Source organism: Mesorhizobium sp. 1B3, assembly GCF_050958605.1.
GTDB lineage: Bacteria > Pseudomonadota > Alphaproteobacteria > Rhizobiales > Rhizobiaceae.
In genome coordinates, this window is record NZ_JBJHDO010000002.1 from 830,948 (window position 1) to 850,321 (window position 19,374).

Genomic DNA, 19,374 nt, shown 5'->3' on the forward strand with positions numbered 1-19,374 from the left:
CTGCATGTCCCGGTGGGAGAGAGACGAATGGGCGCCCGTGAAGAGATCGACGCGTTGGGGAAGCGTATCGGCCAGTCGATCATCGGCCAGGAGGCGATGATCGAGCGGCTGCTGCTTGGCCTGCTGAGCAACGGCCATCTGTTGGTGGAAGGTCTGCCAGGGTTGGCCAAGACACGGGCCATCAAGAGCCTTGCGAAGAACCTCGATGCCGAGCTGTCACGCATCCAGTTCACGCCCGACCTCCTGCCGTCCGACATCACTGGCTCCGAGGTCTATTTCTCCGAAGGCGGCAAGGGTACATTCCAGTTCCAGCAAGGACCGGTCTTCGCCAATCTCATCCTGGCCGACGAGATCAACCGTGCACCGGCCAAGGTGCAGTCGGCGCTGCTCGAAGCGATGGAGGAGCGGCAGGTGACGATCGGCGGCAAAAGCCACGTCTTGCCCGAGCTTTTCCTGGTGATGGCCACGCAGAATCCCATCGAGCAGGAAGGGACCTATCCGCTGCCCGAGGCACAGCTCGACCGTTTCCTCATGCATGTTCAGGTGGATTACCCGGACCGCTCGGCCGAGGCCGAGATCATGCGCCTCAACCGCAGCGAGGAGACGCAGAACAAGGCCGCCGGCAAAGCCGAGCAGAAGCTCGATCCGAAGGCAATCTTCGAAGCCCGGAAGGAGATCACGGGCATCGCCGTTTCCGAGCCGGTCGAAAAATATATCGTTGCCTTGGTCTATGCGACACGCGAACCCGGCAAGCTGGACAAGGATCTCGGCACCTGGCTGCAAGTCGGGGCCAGCCCGCGCGGGTCGCTTGCGCTCGACAAGGTTTCGCGTTCCCATGCCTGGATGCACGGGCGCGACTACGTCACGCCGGACGACGTCAAGGCCATCGTCCACGACGTGTTCCGTCACCGTCTGATCCTGTCCTACGAGGCCCATGCCGCGGGGGTGACGGCCAACAAGGTGATCGACCGCGTCGTCGAGCTCGTGGCGGTGGCGTGAGGAGGTGGCGATGGGCCTGTCCTTCGCAGCATTGGGAAGGTCCACAGGCATCGCTCGGCCGCAGCTCTCTCCGGACGCTCCTACGGCCGGCGTCTATGCCTCCGTCGAGAACCTCGTCGCTCTCGAAGCCTCCGCGCGCGACTTCAACTTCGCGCGCAAACAGGCTGTCCATCGCATCCTGGCCGGCCGGCATGCCTCGCAGGTGCGCGGCAGGGGGCTCGCCTTCGAGGAATTGCGTGAATATCTGCCGGGCGACGACATCCGCACCATCGACTGGCGCGTAACCGCCCGCGCGGGAAAACCCTTCGTCCGCGTGTTCGACGAAGAGAAGGACCGGCCGGCCCTGATCGTCGTCGACCAGCGCATGAACATGTTCTTCGGCACTCGCCAGCGGATGAAGTCGGTCACGGCCGCGGAGGCCGCCGCGCTTTCGGCTTGGCGGATTATGGACCTAGGGGACCGGGTCGGCGGTTTCGTCTTCAACGACAGCCGGATTGACGAGCTTCGTCCGCATCGCAGCCGCGAGGCGGTGATCGAACTGGCAGGCGCGATCGCGCGGCAGAATGCTGAGCTGCGCGCGGATTCGACCGCGCCGCGAGGCTCCGGCCAGCTCGACCTCGCGCTGGAGAAGGTAGCCAACGTTGCCGTGCACGATCATCTGGTCATCGTCATCAGCGACTTCGAAGGCCACGGCGCGCGCACGCGTGATCTTCTGCTGCGGCTGACGATCAGCAACGATGTGGTGGCGATCCTGGTGTATGATCCATTCCTGCTCGAGCTGCCCGGCAACGCCAATGTCGTCGTCAGCGGCGGTGGTCTCCAGGTCGAGCTGCCGCTCGGCCATGGGCCGACACGCAGCGGCATAGCCGAATTCGCGCGCCGCCGCGGCGAGGAGTTCAACGCCTGGCAACAGGAGCTCGGCCTGCCCATGCTGCTGCTCTCGGCGGCCGAAGAGACGGCGCCGCAACTGCGGCGCCTGCTTGCGCAGCTCGCATGGCGGCAGAGAAGGCGGTAGCGGTGGAACCGGCCAGCCAGCAACTTGACCCGACAACGCGTCTGGCGCTGGAGCAACTGGCCGACATCGTCATGCCGCCGCCCGTCTCGTGGTGGCCTCAGACATGGGGTTGGGTCGTCCTGGCGCTTATCCTTCTCGGCGCGGCAGCGATGGGCTTCATAAGATGGCGGCGCCGTTACGAGGCGAACCGCTACCGCCGCGAGGCGCTCGCCGATCTCGCTGCGATCGAAGCCGATCTCCACAATACCGCGACGCGCGGGAGTGCGCTGGCGGCGATGCCGGAACTGCTCAAGCGCGTCGCGCTGGCGGCATGGCCACGCGAGGCTGTCGCCTCGCTCAGCGGCGTTGCATGGATCGAGTTCATGCGCGGACATGGAGGACAAGAGTTCTTTGCAGGGAAGGCCGCTCGCCTGCTCGACGATTTGGAATACCGGCCGCCGGCGACGTTGGTGGCCGTCAGCGACGACGAAGCCAGAATGTTCGCCCGTTCCGTCCGCCAATGGATCGAGGGACACGTTGTACCAGCTTGACTATCCATGGCTGCTCGCCGTCCTGCCCTTGCCGCTGCTCGTCTGGTGGCTGGTGCCGGCCTATCGCGAGGAAACCGCCTCGGTGCGCATCCCGTTCTTCGACGAGGTGGCTGAGGCCGCGGGCCTTGTGCCCACGCAAGGTTCGGTCGTGCCGCGCAAGACCTGGGCCCAGATACTCCTCGCGCCGATCTGCTGGGTGCTTGTCGTGCTGGCGCTGGCGAGGCCGCAATATGTCGAGCCGCCGATCGAAAAGACCGAGCCGCAGCGCGATCTCATGCTTTCGCTCGACCTCTCCCAATCGATGGACACCAGGGACTTCCGTTCTCCCGACGGGCAGATGGAAACCCGCGTCGCGGCTGTGCGGCAGGTGGTCGCCGACTTCGTCAAGCGCCGGCGGGGTGACCGGATCGGACTGATCGCCTTTGGAGACGCACCCTATCCGCTCGTGCCTTTCACCTTGGATCATGCCACTGTCGAGACCATGATCGAGGGGACCCTGCCGGAAATGGCGGGACCTCGGACGGCGCTCGGCGACTCGATCGGCCTCGCCATCAAGATGTTCGCCGAGAGCAAGGCGCCCGAAAAAGTGCTGGTCGTGCTGACCGACGGCAACGACACGGCGAGCAAGATGCCGCCGGACCGCGCTGCCGATATCGCCAAGCAGAACGGAATCGTGGTCCACACCGTCGGCATCGGCGATCCCGATGCCACGGGTGAGGACAAGCTCGACGTGGCGGCGCTGCAAGGGATCGCCGCTGCAACCGGCGGGCGCTACTTCTTCGGCGAGGACCAGAACCAGCTTGCCGAGGTCTATGCGACGCTCGACAGGATCACGCCCACGAAACAGACCACCCTTTCATGGCGGCCGAGGATCGAGCTTTTCCATTATCCGCTCGGCGCGGCGCTGCTGTTGCTCATCGCCTATCACCTGATCACCTGGCTTTGGACCGGTTGGAGGCGCAGGCCGGCGCAGCCGGGCGAGGGCGGGGCATGATCGGCGATTTCCATTTCCTTCGGCCGTGGTGGCTTCTCGCCCTTGTCGCCGCATTCGCCTTGGTCTGGCTTGTCGCGCGTCGCAGCGACGTTCGGTCCCGCTGGCGCGACATCATTGTCCCGCACCTGCTCGACCACCTGCTGATCGACAGGCATGCAAGCAGGAGGATACGGCCGCCGCATTACATAGCCCTGTGCATCGCACTCGGAGCCATCGCTGCGGCCGGGCCGACATGGCAGCGCGAGCAGCCGCCGTTCGTGGAGGACAAGGCGCCGCTCGCTTTGGTCATCGACCTGTCGCAAGGCATGGATGCCATCGACATCACCCCGACCCGACTGGAGCGGGTCAAGCTCAAGGTGCAGGATCTCCTGAAGCTGCGCCCAGGAGCCCGCACCGCCGTCTTCGCCTATGCCGGATCGGCGCATATGGTCCTGCCGCTGACCGAGGACGCCAAGCTGGTGCAGACGTATGTCGCCTCGCTGGAAACACGCATCATGCCGGTCCCAGGCAAGGACACGGCCAAGGCGCTGCAACTGGTCGACGCGAGCCTTGCCGGGGAAGACGTGCCCGGCACGATCCTCTTCCTGACCGACGGCATCGAACCGGCGGCTTTCGATGCTTTCAAAAAGCATGCCGGCGACAAGGAGATCATGGTGCTTGGCGTCGGGACCGCGGAGGGCGGACCGATCAAGACGGGGGAGGGAACGTTTCTGACCGATGCGACCGGCGGACGGATGACGGTCAAGCTCGATGTCGGCCAGTTGCAGGCCCTGGAGCGCGAAGCGGGCGTCCGGGTCGCCACGGTCACCCTCGACGACAGCGACGTGAAATGGATCGCGGCGCGCACGCGCACCCATCTGGAGGCACGGCTTGCGGAGGGCGCCACGCATTGGCGCGATTTCGGCTGGTGGCTCACCATTCCGGTCGCCCTGCTCTGCGCCTTCTGGTTCCGCCGCGGCTGGTCGGTCCATTGGGCCGGCATAATGCTGGCCGCCGCCGTGCTCGCCGCGCCCGTCCGCGCCGAGGCGTTGGAGTTCGATTTCGCGAGCATGTGGCTGACGCCTGATCAGCAAGGGCGGCGTGCCTTCGAGAATCGGGATTATGAGCGCGCGGCGACGCTGTTTTCCGATCCGATGTGGCGCGGCGTGGCGCTCTATCGGGCCGGCAAGTTCGGCGAGGCGGTCGATGCCTTCGCCCAGGTGAGGAGCGCCGAAAGTTACTTTAACCAAGGCGACGCACTGGCGCGGCTCGGCAAGCTCGACGAGGCTGCCGCGAGCTACAAGGAGGCCCTGAAGCTGAGATCAGGCTGGGGGGAAGCCGAAGAAAACCTCGCGATAGTCGAGAAGCTCATCGCCGACCGCAAGAAGGACGACGATGAGCAGGAGGAGGCGCCTAACCTCAAGCCCGACGCGGTGCAATTCGACAAAAAGGGCGAGAAAGGCAAGGAGGCGCAGATCGAGCTTGGCCAACAGACGGCGGAGATGTGGATGAAGAATATCCAAGTCACACCGACCGACCTGCTTGCCAGGAAATTTGCCATCGAAGCGCAGGGGAGCCGATGATGTCCGGCCTTCTTCGCGTGCTGGCCCTCACTATTCTGCTTGTGGTGCCGACTGCGCTCTGGGCGGCCGATCCCATCATCCGGGCGCAGGTCGTCACGCAGCAGCCGATCGTCGCCGGACAGCAGATCCAGATCCAGGTGGATGTCCTCGCCCCGAATTTCTTCTTGTCGCCGCCGCAGTTCCCGCTCTTCGATCTGCCAAACGCCGTGGTCACGCTCTCGGACGCGCGAGCGCAGAACATGACCGAAACCGTCGACGGCGAAACCTATGCCGGTATTCGCCGCATCTATCTCGTCACGCCACAGCTGGCGGGAACATTTACGCTGCCGCCGGCCCGCATCACCTTCAATTATGCCGCGGTCCCCGGCCAATCGACCCCCGGCTCGGTTACGCTCCCTCCCACGGTATTCACCGTGACAGCTCCCGCGGGTGCCGCGCCCGATGCGGTCGCGGCGAGCGGGCTGACCGTCGAGCAGGCGCTCGACCCCGATCCGGCAAGCCTCAGGGCCGGCGACACGCTTGTCCGCACGGTGACGGTCACGGCCACGGGAATGCCGGCAATGATGATCCCCACGCCGGAGTTCACGGCGCCGGAGGGAGTGCGCATCTATCCGCACGACCCCGTCCTCACCGACGATTCCTCCGGCGGCCTCTCGATCGGCAGGCGGGTCGACAAGGTCACCTACGGTTTCGAAAAGGCTGGAACCTACGCCTTGCCCGCCGTGGAGATCTCGTGGTTCGACCCGGCGGCGAACAAGAACGACGTCGCGACCGCGCCGGGCTTCACTGCGACCGTCGCCGCAAGCCCCGCGTTCCATCCTGCCATCGCGCCGCCCTCACAGGCCGAGCCGACCGATGCCGTCCCGCGGGACTGGCCGAGTTATGCGTTGTGGGGTACGGGGGTGCTGGTGGCGCTCGTGCTGATCGGCTGGCTTGCCCGGTGGTTGTGGCCGCATTTTCTGGCATGGCGGGCCAGGCGCCGCGGCGAAGAGGAACATACCGAAACGGCCTATTTCGCCCGGTTCGAAAAAGCTTGCCGGGCCGGCGACCCCCTTTCGGCTTACGCGGCGCTAGACGCCTGGGCCCGGCGCGCCGGTATCGCTCCGGTGGGAAGCTGGCTGCAGGGGACAGGCGACGCCGCTGTGCAGCAGGAGTTCAAGCGCTTCGAGAAAGCGACGTTCGGTGCCGGGCAAGGCGGCGCTGCGGACCTGCGCGCGCTCAACGCAGCCATCGCCCGGGCGCGCGCCGCCTGGCTGGCAAGGAAGCCGACCCGAGCGGTGCGCCTTCCCGCGCTTCCGGAGCTGAACCCGTGATCGCGTCGGTCGCGGCTGGCGCACCCCCCTCTGTCCTGCCGGACATCTCCCCCACAAGGGGGGAGATTGGCAGCTTTGATGTCGGCGCCTCTTCTGTCACGTCCACGATTAGCGAAACCATGCATGAAAGCCAATCTCCCCCCTTGTGGGGGAGATGTCCGGCAGGACAGAGGGGGGCGCGACGGACACGACGGTCGATCACCGACTCCCGGCATCACCCCTTCGGCCTCAAACCTTCCAGATAAAGCTGCTCGAGGAAACGGGCCGCGTCCTCGAAGCGGCCTTCGCCGCCGCGGTCCGGCCCGAGCACTGCGCGGACCTGGACGTCGAAATCGGCGTAGTGCTGCGTGGTCGCCCAGATCGAGAAGATGAGATGCCAGGGATCGGTGGGGGCGATCTTGCCGGCGTGCATCCAGCCCTTCATCACCTCCGCCTTTTCATCGACCAACGTCTTCAGCTCGCCTTCCAGCATCGGCATGATGCGCGGCGCGCCCTGGATGATCTCATTGGCGAACAGCCTGCTCTCCCTTGGATAGTCGCGGGCCATCTCGAGCTTGCGGCGGATGTAGCTGCGCAGCTCCGTCATGGGGTCGCCGATGTCGTCGAGCTCGCGAAGCGGCGCCAGCCAGGTGTCGAGCAGGCGCTGGAGCAAGGTCCGGTGGATGTCTTCCTTGCTGCGGAAGTAATAGAGAAGGTTGGGTTTCGACATGCCGGCGGCTTCGGCGATCTGGTCGATGGTGGAGCCGCGGAACCCATGCGCGGAAAAGACTTCCAGCGCCGCCTCCAGAATGACTTCGCGCTTTTCCTGCTGGATGCGCGTGCGCCGCCGCGGCGTGACTGTGTCCACCGTCATGTCCTTCCCGCCGCCGAAAGACGGGTGCTGTGGCCCAATAGACTGGACCAGTTTATCCCGGACTGTGGAACGCGCCTTCGGTCGGACATTTCCGGTACTATTTCCTTGACCGCCAAAGCAGCGGTGCTAACGTTTGTCCAATCGGTCAAAAATTTGCGTAGCACGAAATTATGACGAAGACCAAGCGTTGGCCGTAGCGAAACGAGAGACTGAAAGGAAAGCTTGGTCATGTCGAACCGGCTGAAAGTCACGCCGAACGATCTCAGCGCATTCTGGATGCCTTTTACGGCAAACCGGCAGTTCAAGCAGGCGCCGCGGATGCTGGTTGCCGCGAAAGACATGCACTATACCGCCAGCGACGGTCGTCAGATCCTGGACGGTACTGCTGGTCTGTGGTGCGTCAATGCCGGCCATTGCCGGCCGAAGATCACCGAGGCGATCCGTGCTCAGGCAGGCGAGCTCGACTATGCGCCGGCTTTCCAGATGGGCCATCCGATCGTTTTCGAACTGGCCAACCGGTTGGTCGACATCGCGCCCGCCGGAATGAACCATGTGTTCTTCACCAATTCCGGCTCGGAATCGGTCGATACCGCACTCAAGATGGCGATCGCATATCATCGGGCTAAGGGCGACGGATCGCGGACCAGGCTGATCGGCCGCGAGCGCGGCTATCACGGCGTGAATTTCGGCGGTATTTCGGTCGGCGGCATCGTCAGCAATCGCAAGATGTTCGGCTCGCTGCTCACAGGGGTCGATCATCTGCCGCACACCCATCTGCCGGAGAAGAACGCCTTCACCCGCGGCGAGCCGGAACACGGCGTAGAACTCGCCAACGAGCTTGAGCGCATCGTCGCGCTCCACGACGCCTCGACTATCGCCGCCGTCATCGTCGAGCCGGTGGCAGGCTCCACCGGCGTGCTGATCCCGCCGAAAGGCTATCTCAAGCGCCTGCGCGAGATCTGCGACAAACACGGCATCCTTCTCATTTTCGACGAGGTGATCACCGGTTTCGGTCGTCTGGGCACTCCGTTCGCCGCCGACTATTTCGGCGTGACGCCTGATATCATCACCACGGCGAAAGGCGTGTCCAACGGCGTCATCCCGATGGGCGCGGTGTTCGTGAAGAAGGAGATCCACGACGTCTTCATGACCGGGCCTGAGCATCTCATCGAGTTCTTCCATGGCTACACCTATTCGGGCAATCCGATCGCCTGCGCGGCGGCTCTCGGTGCGCTCGACACCTACAAGGAGGAAGGCCTGCTCACGCGGGGCGCCGAGCTGGAAGACTATTGGGCCGACGCGCTGCATTCGCTGAAGGGCGAGCCGCATGTCATCGACATCCGCAACATCGGCCTGATCGGCGCAATCGAGCTGGAGCCGATTGCCGGTCAGCCGTCGAAACGCGCCTTCTCCGCCTTCGTGAAGGCATTCGAGCGAGGAGCGCTGATCCGCACGACCGGCGATATCATCGCCTTGTCGCCTCCGCTGATCATCAGCAAGGGACAGATCAACGAACTGATCGACCATGTACGGGAAGTGCTGAGACTGATCGACTGAGGCTTCGGCCTGTCGGAGGTCGGCGGGCAGCCGCCGACCTCTTCAACCGCTTGAAGGACAAGGACTACAGGAATGGCCGCCCCCGGCGAAAATCTGCGAATCAATTCAGACCGTTTGTGGGATTCGCTGATGGAAATGGCGAAGATCGGCCCGGGCGTCGCGGGCGGCAATAACCGCCAGACGCTGACCGACGAGGACGGCGAGGGGCGGCGGCTTTTCAAGAAGTGGTGCGACGAGGCCGGCCTGGAGATGGCCGTCGACCAGATGGGCTCCATGTTCGCCCGCCGGGAGGGCACCGACCCCGAGGCCTTGCCCGTCTATGTCGGCAGCCATCTCGACACGCAGCCGACCGGCGGCAAGTTCGACGGCGTGCTCGGAGTGCTGGGCGGCCTGGAAGTCGTGCGCACGCTCAACGATCTCGGCATCAAGACCAAGCACCCGATCGTTGTCACCAACTGGACCAACGAGGAGGGCACTCGTTTCGCCCCGCCCATGATCGCGTCCGGCGTCTTCGCCGGGGTTCACGAGCTCGAATGGGCCTATGACCGTAGGGATGCGAAGGGCAAGCGCTTCGGCGACGAGCTGGAGCGCATCGGCTGGAAGGGCGACGAGCCCGTGGGCTCGCGCAAGATGAAGGCCTTCTTCGAGCTCCATATCGAGCAAGGGCCGATCCTCGAGGATGAAGGCATCGACATCGGCGTGGTCACCCATGGCCAAGGGCTGAAATGGCTGCAGGTCACGCTTATCGGCAAGGAGAGCCATACCGGTTCGACGCCGATGCCGAAGCGGCGGAATGCAGGCCTCGGCATGGCCCGCGTCACCGAACTCGTGCATGAGATCGCGATGGACTACCAGCCCGATGCCGTCGGCGCGGTCGGCCACGTGGAGGTCTATCCGAACTCGCGCAACATCATCGCGGGCAAGACCGTCTTCACCATCGACATCCGCTCCCCCGAGAAGGAAGTGCTCGATACCATGGATGCGCGCATCCGGGAGGGCATCCACACGATCTGCGAGGCGCTCGACATCGGCTACGAGATCGAGCAGGTCGGCCATTTCGATCCCGTTGCTTTCGACAAGAACTGCGTGAAGGCCGTTCGTGATGCGGCCGAGCGGCTCGGCTACACGCATCGCAACATCATTGCCGGCGCCGGTCACGACGCCTGCTGGATCAACCGCGTCACGCCGACCGCCATGGTCTTCTGCCCATGCGTCGACGGCCTGTCGCACAACGAGGCCGAGGACATCTCCAAGGAATGGGCGGCGGCGGGCGCCGACGTGCTGTTCCATGCCGTGGTCGAGACGGCGGAGATCGTCGAATGAGGTAATATCCGCTCACACTTTCAACGCGATGCAAAAAACGCGGGAAAACAAGGGGAACCAGAAATGACGAGAGTTATCAGGAACGGCACGATCGTCACCGCCGACCGTACGTGGAAGGCCGACGTGCTGTTCAGCCATGGGAAGATCGTCGCCATCGGGCCGGGTCTTCATGGCGACCACGAGTTCGACGCCACCGGCTGCTACGTCATGCCGGGCGGTATCGACCCGCACACACATCTCGAGATGCCCTTCATGGGCACCTACTCGGCCGACGATTTCGAGAGCGGCACGCGCGCCTCGCTGGCCGGCGGCACCACGACCGTCGTCGATTTCTGCCTTCCGTCGCCCGGCCAGTCGCTGCTCGAAGCGCTGCAGATGTGGGACAACAAGACATCGAAGGCGTCCTGCGACTACTCCTTCCACATGGCCATCACCTGGTGGAGCGAGCAGGTCTTCAACGAGATGGCCGAGGTCGTCGACAAGGGCATCACGTCCTTCAAGCATTTCATGGCCTATAAGGGCGCGCTGATGGTCAATGACGACGAGATGTACTCGTCGTTCCAGCGCTGCGCGGCGCTGGGTGCGCTGCCGCTCGTCCATGCCGAGAATGGCGACGTCGTCGCCCAGCTCCAGCAGAAGCTGCTGGCGGAGGGCAATGACGGGCCGGAGGCGCATGCCTATTCGCGGCCGCCCGAGGTCGAGGGCGAGGCGACGAACCGCGCGATCATGATCGCCGACATGGCGGGCACGCCGCTTTATGTCGTTCATGTCTCCTGCGAGCAGTCGCACGAGGCCATCCGCCGCGCCCGCCATAAGGGCATGCGGGTGTATGGCGAACCCCTCATACAGCACCTGACGCTCGACGAGACCGAATATTTCGACAAGGACTGGGATCATGCGGCGCGACGCGTCATGAGCCCTCCGTTCCGCAACAAGCTGCATCAGGATTCTCTGTGGGCAGGCCTTCAGGCGGGTTCATTGCAGGTCGTGGCCACCGATCATTGCGCCTTCACGACCGAGCAGAAGCGCTTCGGGGTCGGCGACTTCACCAAGATCCCCAATGGCACGGGCGGCCTGGAAGACCGGCTGCCGGTGCTGTGGACCGCGGGCGTCAATACGGGCCGGCTGACGATGAACGAGTTCGTCGCGGTGACCTCGACCAACATCGCCAAGATCCTCAACATGTATCCGAGGAAGGGCGCGATCGTCGAAGGCGCCGATGCCGACATCATCGTCTGGGATCCCAAGCGCAAGAAGACGATCAGCGCCGCCAAGCAGCAGTCGGTCATCGACTACAACGTCTTCGAGGGCTTCGAGGTGACGGGCCTGCCGCGCTTCGTCTTCACACGCGGCGAGCTCGCGATCCAGGAAAGCGACGTCAAGACCAAGCCCGGCCATGGCGAGTTCGTCGCGCGCGAGCCACATGGCGCTGTGAACCGGGCGCTGTCGACCTGGAAGGAGGTCGTGGCGCCGCGCAAGGTGGAGCGCACCGGCATCCCTGCCAGCGGCGTCTGACGCGGGCGGTCGCCGCGCCTCGGCGGCGCGGCTTATGGATGTTCCCAGCGTAACACGAGGGCGGGATGATAAGTGTGAAGTCGTATGTCGCGGCCGGGCATTGCGCCGAGCTGTCGGTGTTTGCCATATTCGACGGCGAGGGGACGCCGGGAAAAGAGGTCGAGCCTTGCTCATGACCGTCAATCAAGCCACGACCGGCGCCAAGGCCACCGTCGTCGAAGCCAGAAAGCTCGGTCTCGCCTTCCAGACCAATGACGGTCCGGTCCAGGCTCTATCGGATGTCGACCTGGCAATAGGCAAGGGCGAGTTCGTGTCCTTTATCGGTCCTTCGGGATGCGGCAAGACGACGTTCCTGCGGGTGATCGCGGATCTGGAGAAGCCGACCGCCGGCACCATCTCGGTCAACGGCCAAACGCCGGAACAGGCGCGCAAGGCGCGTGCCTACGGTTACGTGTTCCAAGCCCCGGCCCTCTATCCCTGGCGAACGATCGAACGCAACGTCGCGCTGCCGCTCGAGATCATGGGGGTCGCGCCGGACGAGCGGAAGGAGCGCATCAGGAGAACACTGGAACTCGTCAATCTCGGCGGTTTCGAGAAGAAATATCCCTGGCAATTGTCCGGCGGGATGCAACAGCGCGCCTCGATCGCCCGGGCGCTGGCCTTCGACGCCGATCTTCTGCTCATGGACGAGCCGTTCGGGGCGCTCGACGAGATCGTGCGCGATCACCTGAACGAGCAACTCCTGCAATTGTGGGCGAGAACCAACAAAACCATCTGTTTCGTCACCCACTCGATCCCCGAGGCCGTCTACCTGTCGACGCGCATCGTGGTGATGTCGCCGCGGCCGGGGCGGGTGACCGGCGTGATCGAGTCGACCTTGCCTCAGGAACGGCCGCTCGACATCCGGGAGTCGCCGGAATTCCTGGCCATCGCCGCACGGGTCCGCGACGGGCTGAGGGCAGGGCATAGTTATGAGGTGTAGGGCATTGGAGCCGTGGGGACGCTCTACGGGAGGCACCCCCCTCTGGCCTGCCGGCCATCTCCCCCTCAAGGGGGGAGATTGGCTGTCACGACCGCTTTCGCCAACCACCGATGTTGTAGGAAAATCGCTCACGGCTAAGCTGCCAATCTCCCCCCTTGAGGGGGAGATGGCCGGCAGGCCAGAGGGGGGTGTTTTCGGATGACAGCCCTCTCCATGGAAGCGCTTGCAGTCCGCCAGCTAGGCGTCTTTTCACGCCTCATGGCCGGCAATGCCATTCCTGTCCTGATCGTGGTCGCGGCCATTGTGGCGGTCTGGTATGGTTTCGCGATCTACCTCAACACGCCCTGGCAGCTCGACGTTTATCAGAAGGCAGGCGCGGCCTGGACCTATGGCGACCTCGTGCGCGATACGCTGCACCAGGAGCGGCCGGTGCTGCCGTCGCCGCTACAAGTCGTCGAGGAACTGTGGAAGACGACGGTGCAGGTTGCGCCGACGTCCAAGCGCAGCCTTGTCTTCCATGGCTGGGTGACGCTGTCGTCGACGCTGCTCGGCTTCGCCATGGGGACGCTGCTCGGCATCCTGCTCGCCGTGTTCATCGTCCACAACCGCGCCATGGACCGCTCGGTCATGCCGTGGATCGTGGCGAGCCAGACCATCCCGATCCTGGCGATTGCGCCGATGATCATCGTCGTGCTCAACGCGGTCGGACTTTCCGGCCTCGTCCCGAAGGCGCTGATCTCGACTTACCTGTCCTTCTTCCCGATCGTGGTCGGCATGGTGACAGGGTTGCGGAGCCCCGAGCCGATCCAACTCGACCTCATGCACACTTATAATGCGAGCCGTAGCCAGATCTTTTGGAAGCTGCGCTGGCCAAGCTCCATGCCCTATCTGTTCACGTCGATGAAGGTGGCGGTTGCGATCAGCCTCGTCGGCGCGATCGTCGGCGAACTGCCGACGGGCGCCGTGGCCGGGCTCGGCGCAAGGCTGCTCGCTGGGTCCTATTATGGCCAGACCGTGCAGATCTGGGCGGCGCTTTTCGCTGCCGCGGCGATTGCCGCGGTGCTCGTCATGATCGTCGGCATCTTCCACCGCCTGGTGCTGAAGCGCATGGGGGCGAAGCCATGAATGCGGGCATCCTGATCGGCGCGCTGGCGTTCTGGATCGTTGCCTGGGCGGCCAATGAATGGCTCGTGCGCCAGAAGCCCGCAGGCTGGCTGGCGGCGAGACTTGTCGGTCTCATGGTGCCGGCGCTGTTCGGCGTCACCATACTGGTGCTCTGGGAAGGCATCGTGCGAGGTTTCAACATACCCAGCGTGCTGCTGCCGCCACCGTCGCTGATCTGGTTCCGGATCGTCACCTCCGTGCCGACCCTGGTTGCAGACTTCAAGCAGACCTTCTTGAAGGCGGTGCTGATCGGCTACGCGATCGGCTGCGGCGCCGGTTTCGGCGTTGCGATCCTCATCGACCGCTCGCCTTTCCTCCAGCGCGGTCTGCTGCCGCTCGGCAACTTCATCTCGGCCCTGCCGGTGATCGGCATCGCCCCCATCCTCGTGATGTGGTTCGGCTTCGACTGGCCGTCCAAGGCAGCGGTGGTCGTGGTGATGACCTTTTTCCCGATGCTGGTGAACACGGTACAGGGGCTCGCCTCGGCGAGCGCCATGGAGCGCGACCTGATGCACACCTATGCCGCCGGCTATTGGCAGACGCTGTTCAAGCTCAGGCTGCCGGCAGCGGCGCCCTTCATCTTCAATGCGCTGAAGATCAACTCGACGCTGGCCCTCATCGGCGCCATCGTGGCGGAGTTCTTCGGCACTCCTATTGTCGGCATGGGCTTCCGGATCTCGACGGAGGTGGGCCGGATGAATGTCGACATGGTCTGGGCGGAAATCGCGGTGGCGGCACTTGCGGGTTCCGTCTTCTACGGCGTCGTCGCGCTTGTCGAAAGAGCGGCCACGTTCTGGCACCCGTCTGTCCGTGGAGGGACAGGCTAACTTCAGAGGGAAACAAAAATGAAGGCATTGATGGTTTCACTGCTGGCCGGCGCGATGTCGCTGGCGGCTTTCCAGGCGATGGCCGCCGACAAGGTCACGCTGCAGCTCAAATGGGTTACCCAGGCCCAATTCGGGGGCTACTACGTGGCCAAGGACAAGGGGTTTTACGAGGAGGAGAACCTCGACGTCGAAATCAAGCCGGGCGGCCCCGATATTGCCCCGGCGCAGGTGCTGGCCGGCGGCGGCGCCGACGTGATCATCGACTGGATGCCGTCGGCCCTGGCGACGCGCGAGAAGGGCGTGCCGCTCGTCAACATCGCCCAGCCGTTCAAATCATCCGGAATGATGCTGACCTGCCGCAAGGATACCGGCATCACGAAGCCCGACGACTTCAAGGGCAGAACCCTCGGCGTCTGGTTCTTCGGCAACGAATATCCGTTCCTGTCCTGGATGAGCACGCTCGGCATCAAGACCGAAGGCGGTCCTGATGGTGTTACAGTGCTGAAGCAGGGCTTCAATGTCGATCCGCTCCTGCAGAAGCAGGCCGACTGCATCTCGACGATGACCTACAACGAGTATTGGCAGGTGATCGACGCTGGCATCAAGCCGGAGGAACTCATCAACTTCAAATATGAAGACCAGGGCGTCGCAACGCTGGAAGACGGCATCTATGTGCTCGAGGACAAGCTCAAGGACCCCGCATTCGCGGACAAGATGGTGCGCTTCGTGCGTGCGTCCATGAAGGGTTGGAAATACGCCGAGGAGAACAGCGACGAGGCCGCGATGATCGTGCTCGACAATGACGCCACCGGCGCCCAGACCGAAAAGCACCAGAAGCGCATGATGTCGGAAATCGCCAAGCTCACGGCCGGCTCGAACGGAAAGCTCGACGAGGCGGACTACAAGCGCACCGTCGCCACGCTCCTCAAGGGCGGTTCTGACCCGGTCATCAGCAAGGAGCCGGAGGGCGCCTTCACGCATGAGATCACGGACAAGGCGCTGAAGTAGAAGCGCGACGAGCGGAACTTGAGAGAAGGGGCGAGCGATCGCCCCTTTTTCAGGCCATGGCATAAGGCGCGGGAAACATTTCGGGTGCGGCATCGTTGACGATGTCGGGTTCCGGTCGCGGCCGGGCTACGCCGGAGGCGGGTCTCCGGCGGCAACTTGGAGGTTATCTCATGCACTCCTTCACACGTATACCGGCGTTGGTCGGCTTCGCGGCAGCGGCGGCACTGGCCTTTACGTCGCCGCTCCTCGCCGAAACGGTGAAACTTGCAGCCACGCTCGACGGCGCACAGCAATCGCCGCCCGTCGAAACCGACGGCAAGGGTACGGCTCAGCTCACCTTCGACACCGAGAGCAGGGAACTCGACTGGACGGTGGAGTATTCCGGGCTGAGCGGACCGGCGGTTGCGGGGCATTTCCACGGCCCGGCCGAAAAGGGCAAAAGTGCTGGGGTGGCGGTTCCATTCGAGGGCGAACTTGCAAGCCCGATCAAGGGATCGGCGACCTTGACGGAGGCGCAGGCAGCGGACCTCCTCGGCGGCAGGTATTACATCAACCTGCATACTGCCGCACATAAGGACGGCGAGATCCGAGGTCAGGTCGAAAAGGCCATGTGATCTCGTTGCGACGCCCGGAACATTCCGGGCGTCTTGCCTGTCTGTTTGCGGAAGAAGCGGTTGAAATAGGCAGGATCGGAAAAGCCGAGCGCATACGCGATCGCCTGCACCGAAGACGGCGTGAAGATCAGATCCCGCGTGGCCGCCTCGACGAGACGGGCATTGAGCAATGCCTGCACGCTTCGCCCGGTGCCGGCACGGCACACGCGGTTGAGATGGGCTTCCGATAGGCCGAGCATCTCGGCGTAGAAAGTTACGGGCCGATGTTCGCGGAAATGCGCGCCGATCAGGTCGAACAGCATGGCGATGCGTTGCGCGTCGCGGCCCGTCGCTTGCTCGCGCCCGCCGGCCAGCTCGCCGGCGCGGGCGAGATGAACGATCATCGTGGCAACCAGTGCCTCGAGCAGCACCATGCGGCCCGCTTCGTGCCCGGAAAGCTCGGCGTGGATGCTATTCATCGTCTGGGTCAACTCCCGGGCGGGCCCCGCCTGAGGCGACAGATTCACCAGGCGTGAACTGCCCGCGAAGAAGGCGATTGCCGCATTGGAGCGTGCTGGCGCCGTCAGCCGGTCGGCCAGGGCGGTGAGCACCAAACCCTCCACGTCCCTGGAAAAACGGAAGCCGTGCGCCTCTTGCGGTGCAACGAAGATCGCCGTGGGGCCATCGAAGGGCTGATAGCGGCCGTCTATCAGGGCCTCGCCGGAGCCGTTCGAAATGTGCAAAACCTGGAAGAAACTCTCATGGCGGTGCGGTCCGATCTCCCAGTCGTGGACACGGCTGCGTTCGGGAATTGTCTCGCAATGAAGCCAGAAACCCGTAGGATCGTCGCGTTTTTCGCCATAGAGACGAAAAGTCGGGATCTGTATGCTCATTGCTCTCTTCCGCTGCGGTGATCGATTTGTGCAAGAATGTGCCGGGAATGTCTATTGCTGGCCTTATCCTGCGCGGCCATGTTCGGGCCAATGTTGCGCGGTTCGAGGCGCAGGAGGAAGGCATGCGGACACAAGTCGTCATCATCGGTTCGGGCCCGTCGGGGCTGCTGCTCGGTCAATTGCTGACCAATGCCGGCATCGAGAACATCATTCTGGAGCGCTCTACCAAGGAGCATGTGCTCTCTCGCATCCGGGCCGGTGTCCTCGAAGAAGGCATGACCGGTATGCTCGACGAGGCCGGCGCGGGCGAGCGCATGCGCCGCGAAGGGCTGCCGCATGACGGCGTCGACATCGCCTTCGACGGCCGCCGGCACCGCGTCGACCTCTTCGGCCTCAGCGGTGGCAAGCGCGTGATGATCTATGGGCAGACCGAAGTGACGCATGATCTCATGGACAAACGCGCCTCGACCGGTGGCGCATCCGTCTACGAAGCCGCCGATGTCACACCGGCCGGTTTCGACGGCGACAAGCCTTATGCGACATATCGCAAAGATGGCGTAACCCATCGCATCGATTGCGATTTCATCGCCGGCTGCGACGGCTATCACGGCGTTTCCCGCAAGTCGGTGCCGGAAGCCGCGATCACCCTCTACGAAAAGGCCTATCCGTTCGGCTGGCTCGGAATCATCGCCGAGGTGCCGCCGGTCGGCGAAGAACTGATCTATGCCAATCATCCGCGCGGCTTCGCGCTCTGCTCCATGCGCTCGCACACGCGCAGCCGCTACTACGTCCAGTGCCCCCTCGATGACAAGATCGAAGACTGGTCGGACGAGCGCTTCTGGGACGAGATCCGCGCCAGGCTGCCGGCTGCCACGGCAGAGCAGATGATCACCGGCCCCTCGATCGAAAAGTCCATCGCGCCGCTGCGTTCCTTCGTGGCCGAACCTTTACGTTTCGGCCGGCTCTTCCTCGTCGGCGATGCCGGACATATCGTGCCGCCGACCGGCGCCAAGGGCCTGAACCTCGCCGCGAGCGACGTACGCTACCTCTTCGATGGCCTGCGTGAATATTATGCGGAGCGTTCGACGGCCGGCATCGATGCCTATTCGCAGAAGGCGCTTTCCCGCGTCTGGAAGGCCGAACGCTTTTCCTGGTGGATGACGAGTACGCTGCACAAGTTCCCGGAGACTGGCGCATTCGGCCAGAAGATCCAGGAAGCCGAGCTCGACTACCTCTTCCATTCGCATGCGGCTTCGGTCGCTCTTGCCGAGAATTATGTCGGTCTTCCCTATTGACCGCTTCTGACAGCGGCGGCGGCCGAGCGGATCGCATTCATCAGAATTGTGAGTGGCGGTGACCGTTCGGCGTCGGCGCGCATGGTGAGGCCGACCGCGCCACGTGTTTCCGACGTGTCGACCGGCAGGATCGCCAGATGCCTGGCCGCCACGTCGTTGGCGACCACGCCCTCGCTGATGATCCAGATAGCGTCGCTGTCGCGAACGAAGGCGCGGCCGAAGGAATCCGATACGCTTTCGATCCGGGCACCGGTGTCCGGCAGGCCGTGCGCGATCAGGAAGCGATCCACGAAGGGGCGAATGATCGCCGTCCCCGTCGGCATCAACACGGTGAAACCGGCAATACGGGAAAGGTCGAAGGGCCTCTCGGAAAGCAAGGGATGGCCGGAGCGGACGACGAACAGCACCTGCTCGGAGTAAAGGTGTTCGAAGGTCAGGCCGAGCATTCTCTCGGGCGCGGCAAGCCGGCCGACGACGAGGTCCAGTTCGCCCGCAGCCAGCTGCTCGAGAAGCACGGCGTTCTCGCCGGTCACGATCTTGAGCCTGCCGCCTTGCGACTCCGCAAGGAAGGAGCGCACAGCCGCGGGCATGATCCGCGCCGAGACAGTTGGCAGCGCTCCAATGCGCAGGGGAGCGGCGGTCTGCGATTGGCCCAGCCTCACCGAATCGATGCCCTGGCGGAGTGCCGCGATGCTCGCGCCGGCATGGCGCTTGAATTCTTCGCCGGCGCTTGTCAGCCTGATCCCGCGCCCGTCCTTCTCCAGGAGCGGGATACCCAAGGCCTCCTCCAGTTCCCGGATGGTGCGCGTGATCGCCGGCTGCGATACGTTGAGGATATTGGCAGCTTTTCCGATGCTGACGTTGCGCGCGACTTCGATGAAAGTGGAGAGGTGCCGGAGTTTGATCTGCATCAATGTTTCATATCAGAAAAGTTATGAAATACGCGAGAAA

At 64.0% G+C, this 19,374-nt stretch carries 18 protein-coding genes; 15 read left to right on the forward strand and 3 right to left on the reverse strand.

The genetic code is table 11. The annotated features are described in order from the left end of the window. Positions 1-27: 27 nt before the first annotated feature. From ACCO56_RS08830 to ACCO56_RS08855, 6 genes are read left to right on the forward strand one after another with little or no spacing between them, the layout of a single operon-like run. Positions 28-999, forward strand: coding sequence for an AAA family ATPase (locus tag ACCO56_RS08830; RefSeq protein WP_433639669.1), 972 nt, complete (start codon positions 28-30; stop codon positions 997-999). Positions 1,000-1,009: 10 nt separating this feature from the next. Further along, on the forward strand, positions 1,010-2,014 hold the full coding sequence (locus ACCO56_RS08835; RefSeq protein WP_433639671.1) for a DUF58 domain-containing protein: 1,005 nt from the start codon (positions 1,010-1,012) through the stop codon (positions 2,012-2,014). Beyond that, complete coding sequence (locus ACCO56_RS08840) at positions 1,993-2,544, forward strand: DUF4381 domain-containing protein (protein ID WP_433639674.1); 552 nt, start codon at positions 1,993-1,995, stop codon at positions 2,542-2,544. Before ACCO56_RS08835 ends, ACCO56_RS08840 begins: the two co-directional genes overlap by 22 nt. Then, positions 2,531-3,538, forward strand: coding sequence for a vWA domain-containing protein (locus ACCO56_RS08845; protein WP_433639676.1), 1,008 nt, complete (start codon positions 2,531-2,533; stop codon positions 3,536-3,538). The genes ACCO56_RS08840 and ACCO56_RS08845 overlap by 14 nt, the downstream gene beginning before the upstream one ends. Continuing rightward, positions 3,535-5,100 (forward strand): vWA domain-containing protein, encoded by a 1,566-nt coding sequence (locus ACCO56_RS08850; RefSeq protein ID WP_433639678.1) that lies wholly within the window; start codon positions 3,535-3,537, stop codon positions 5,098-5,100. The genes ACCO56_RS08845 and ACCO56_RS08850 overlap by 4 nt, the downstream gene beginning before the upstream one ends. After that, complete coding sequence (locus ACCO56_RS08855) at positions 5,097-6,413, forward strand: BatD family protein (protein ID WP_433639681.1); 1,317 nt, start codon at positions 5,097-5,099, stop codon at positions 6,411-6,413. Before ACCO56_RS08850 ends, ACCO56_RS08855 begins: the two co-directional genes overlap by 4 nt. 214 nt (positions 6,414-6,627) lie before the next feature. Here ACCO56_RS08855 and ACCO56_RS08860 read toward each other — a convergent pair whose 3' ends face one another. After that, positions 6,628-7,266, reverse strand: a complete 639-nt coding sequence (locus ACCO56_RS08860; RefSeq protein WP_433639683.1) for a TetR family transcriptional regulator C-terminal domain-containing protein — start codon at positions 7,264-7,266, stop codon at positions 6,628-6,630. Positions 7,267-7,494: 228 nt separating this feature from the next. On the opposite strand from ACCO56_RS08860, the gene ACCO56_RS08865 reads away from it, so the two are divergent. The 8 genes from ACCO56_RS08865 (at position 7,495) to ACCO56_RS08900 (ending at position 16,256) form a co-directional block, all read left to right on the forward strand. After that, positions 7,495-8,823 (forward strand): aspartate aminotransferase family protein, encoded by a 1,329-nt coding sequence (locus tag ACCO56_RS08865; RefSeq protein WP_433639684.1) that lies wholly within the window; start codon positions 7,495-7,497, stop codon positions 8,821-8,823. Between the two features lie 72 nt (positions 8,824-8,895). After that, positions 8,896-10,146 carry a Zn-dependent hydrolase gene (locus tag ACCO56_RS08870; RefSeq protein ID WP_433639685.1) on the forward strand — a complete coding sequence of 417 codons (1,251 nt, stop codon included), beginning with the start codon at positions 8,896-8,898 and terminating at the stop codon, positions 10,144-10,146. A 63-nt stretch (positions 10,147-10,209) separates the two neighbouring features. Beyond that, entirely contained in the window at positions 10,210-11,661 is a 1,452-nt protein-coding gene (gene hydA, locus ACCO56_RS08875; protein ID WP_433639686.1) for a dihydropyrimidinase, read from the forward strand. Between the two features lie 172 nt (positions 11,662-11,833). Further along, positions 11,834-12,643: an ABC transporter ATP-binding protein gene (locus ACCO56_RS08880; RefSeq protein WP_433639688.1), complete on the forward strand. Its 810-nt coding sequence runs from the start codon at positions 11,834-11,836 to the stop codon at positions 12,641-12,643. A gap of 258 nt (positions 12,644-12,901) precedes the next feature. Beyond that, positions 12,902-13,768, forward strand: coding sequence for an ABC transporter permease (locus ACCO56_RS08885; RefSeq protein WP_433639850.1), 867 nt, complete (start codon positions 12,902-12,904; stop codon positions 13,766-13,768). Beyond that, positions 13,765-14,634 carry an ABC transporter permease gene (locus ACCO56_RS08890; protein WP_433639689.1) on the forward strand — a complete coding sequence of 290 codons (870 nt, stop codon included), beginning with the start codon at positions 13,765-13,767 and terminating at the stop codon, positions 14,632-14,634. Before ACCO56_RS08885 ends, ACCO56_RS08890 begins: the two co-directional genes overlap by 4 nt. 18 nt (positions 14,635-14,652) lie before the next feature. Continuing rightward, on the forward strand, positions 14,653-15,642 hold the full coding sequence (locus ACCO56_RS08895; RefSeq protein WP_433639692.1) for an ABC transporter substrate-binding protein: 990 nt from the start codon (positions 14,653-14,655) through the stop codon (positions 15,640-15,642). Between the two features lie 170 nt (positions 15,643-15,812). Beyond that, complete coding sequence (locus ACCO56_RS08900; protein ID WP_433639695.1) at positions 15,813-16,256, forward strand: CHRD domain-containing protein; 444 nt, start codon at positions 15,813-15,815, stop codon at positions 16,254-16,256. Here the strand turns inward: ACCO56_RS08900 and ACCO56_RS08905 are convergent. Then, a complete protein-coding gene (locus ACCO56_RS08905) occupies positions 16,235-17,128 on the reverse strand; it encodes a helix-turn-helix domain-containing protein (protein ID WP_433639697.1) in 894 nt (297 codons plus the stop codon). The two genes, ACCO56_RS08900 and ACCO56_RS08905, sit on opposite strands and share 22 nt — an antisense overlap. A gap of 122 nt (positions 17,129-17,250) precedes the next feature. On the opposite strand from ACCO56_RS08905, the gene pobA reads away from it, so the two are divergent. Beyond that, positions 17,251-18,423 carry a 4-hydroxybenzoate 3-monooxygenase gene (gene pobA / locus ACCO56_RS08910; RefSeq protein ID WP_433639853.1) on the forward strand — a complete coding sequence of 391 codons (1,173 nt, stop codon included), beginning with the start codon at positions 17,251-17,253 and terminating at the stop codon, positions 18,421-18,423. On the opposite strand, the gene pcaQ is transcribed toward pobA, so the two are convergent. Then, positions 18,417-19,334, reverse strand: a complete 918-nt coding sequence (pcaQ, locus tag ACCO56_RS08915; protein ID WP_433639700.1) for a pca operon transcription factor PcaQ — start codon at positions 19,332-19,334, stop codon at positions 18,417-18,419. The two genes, pobA and pcaQ, sit on opposite strands and share 7 nt — an antisense overlap. Positions 19,335-19,374 lie beyond the last annotated feature (40 nt).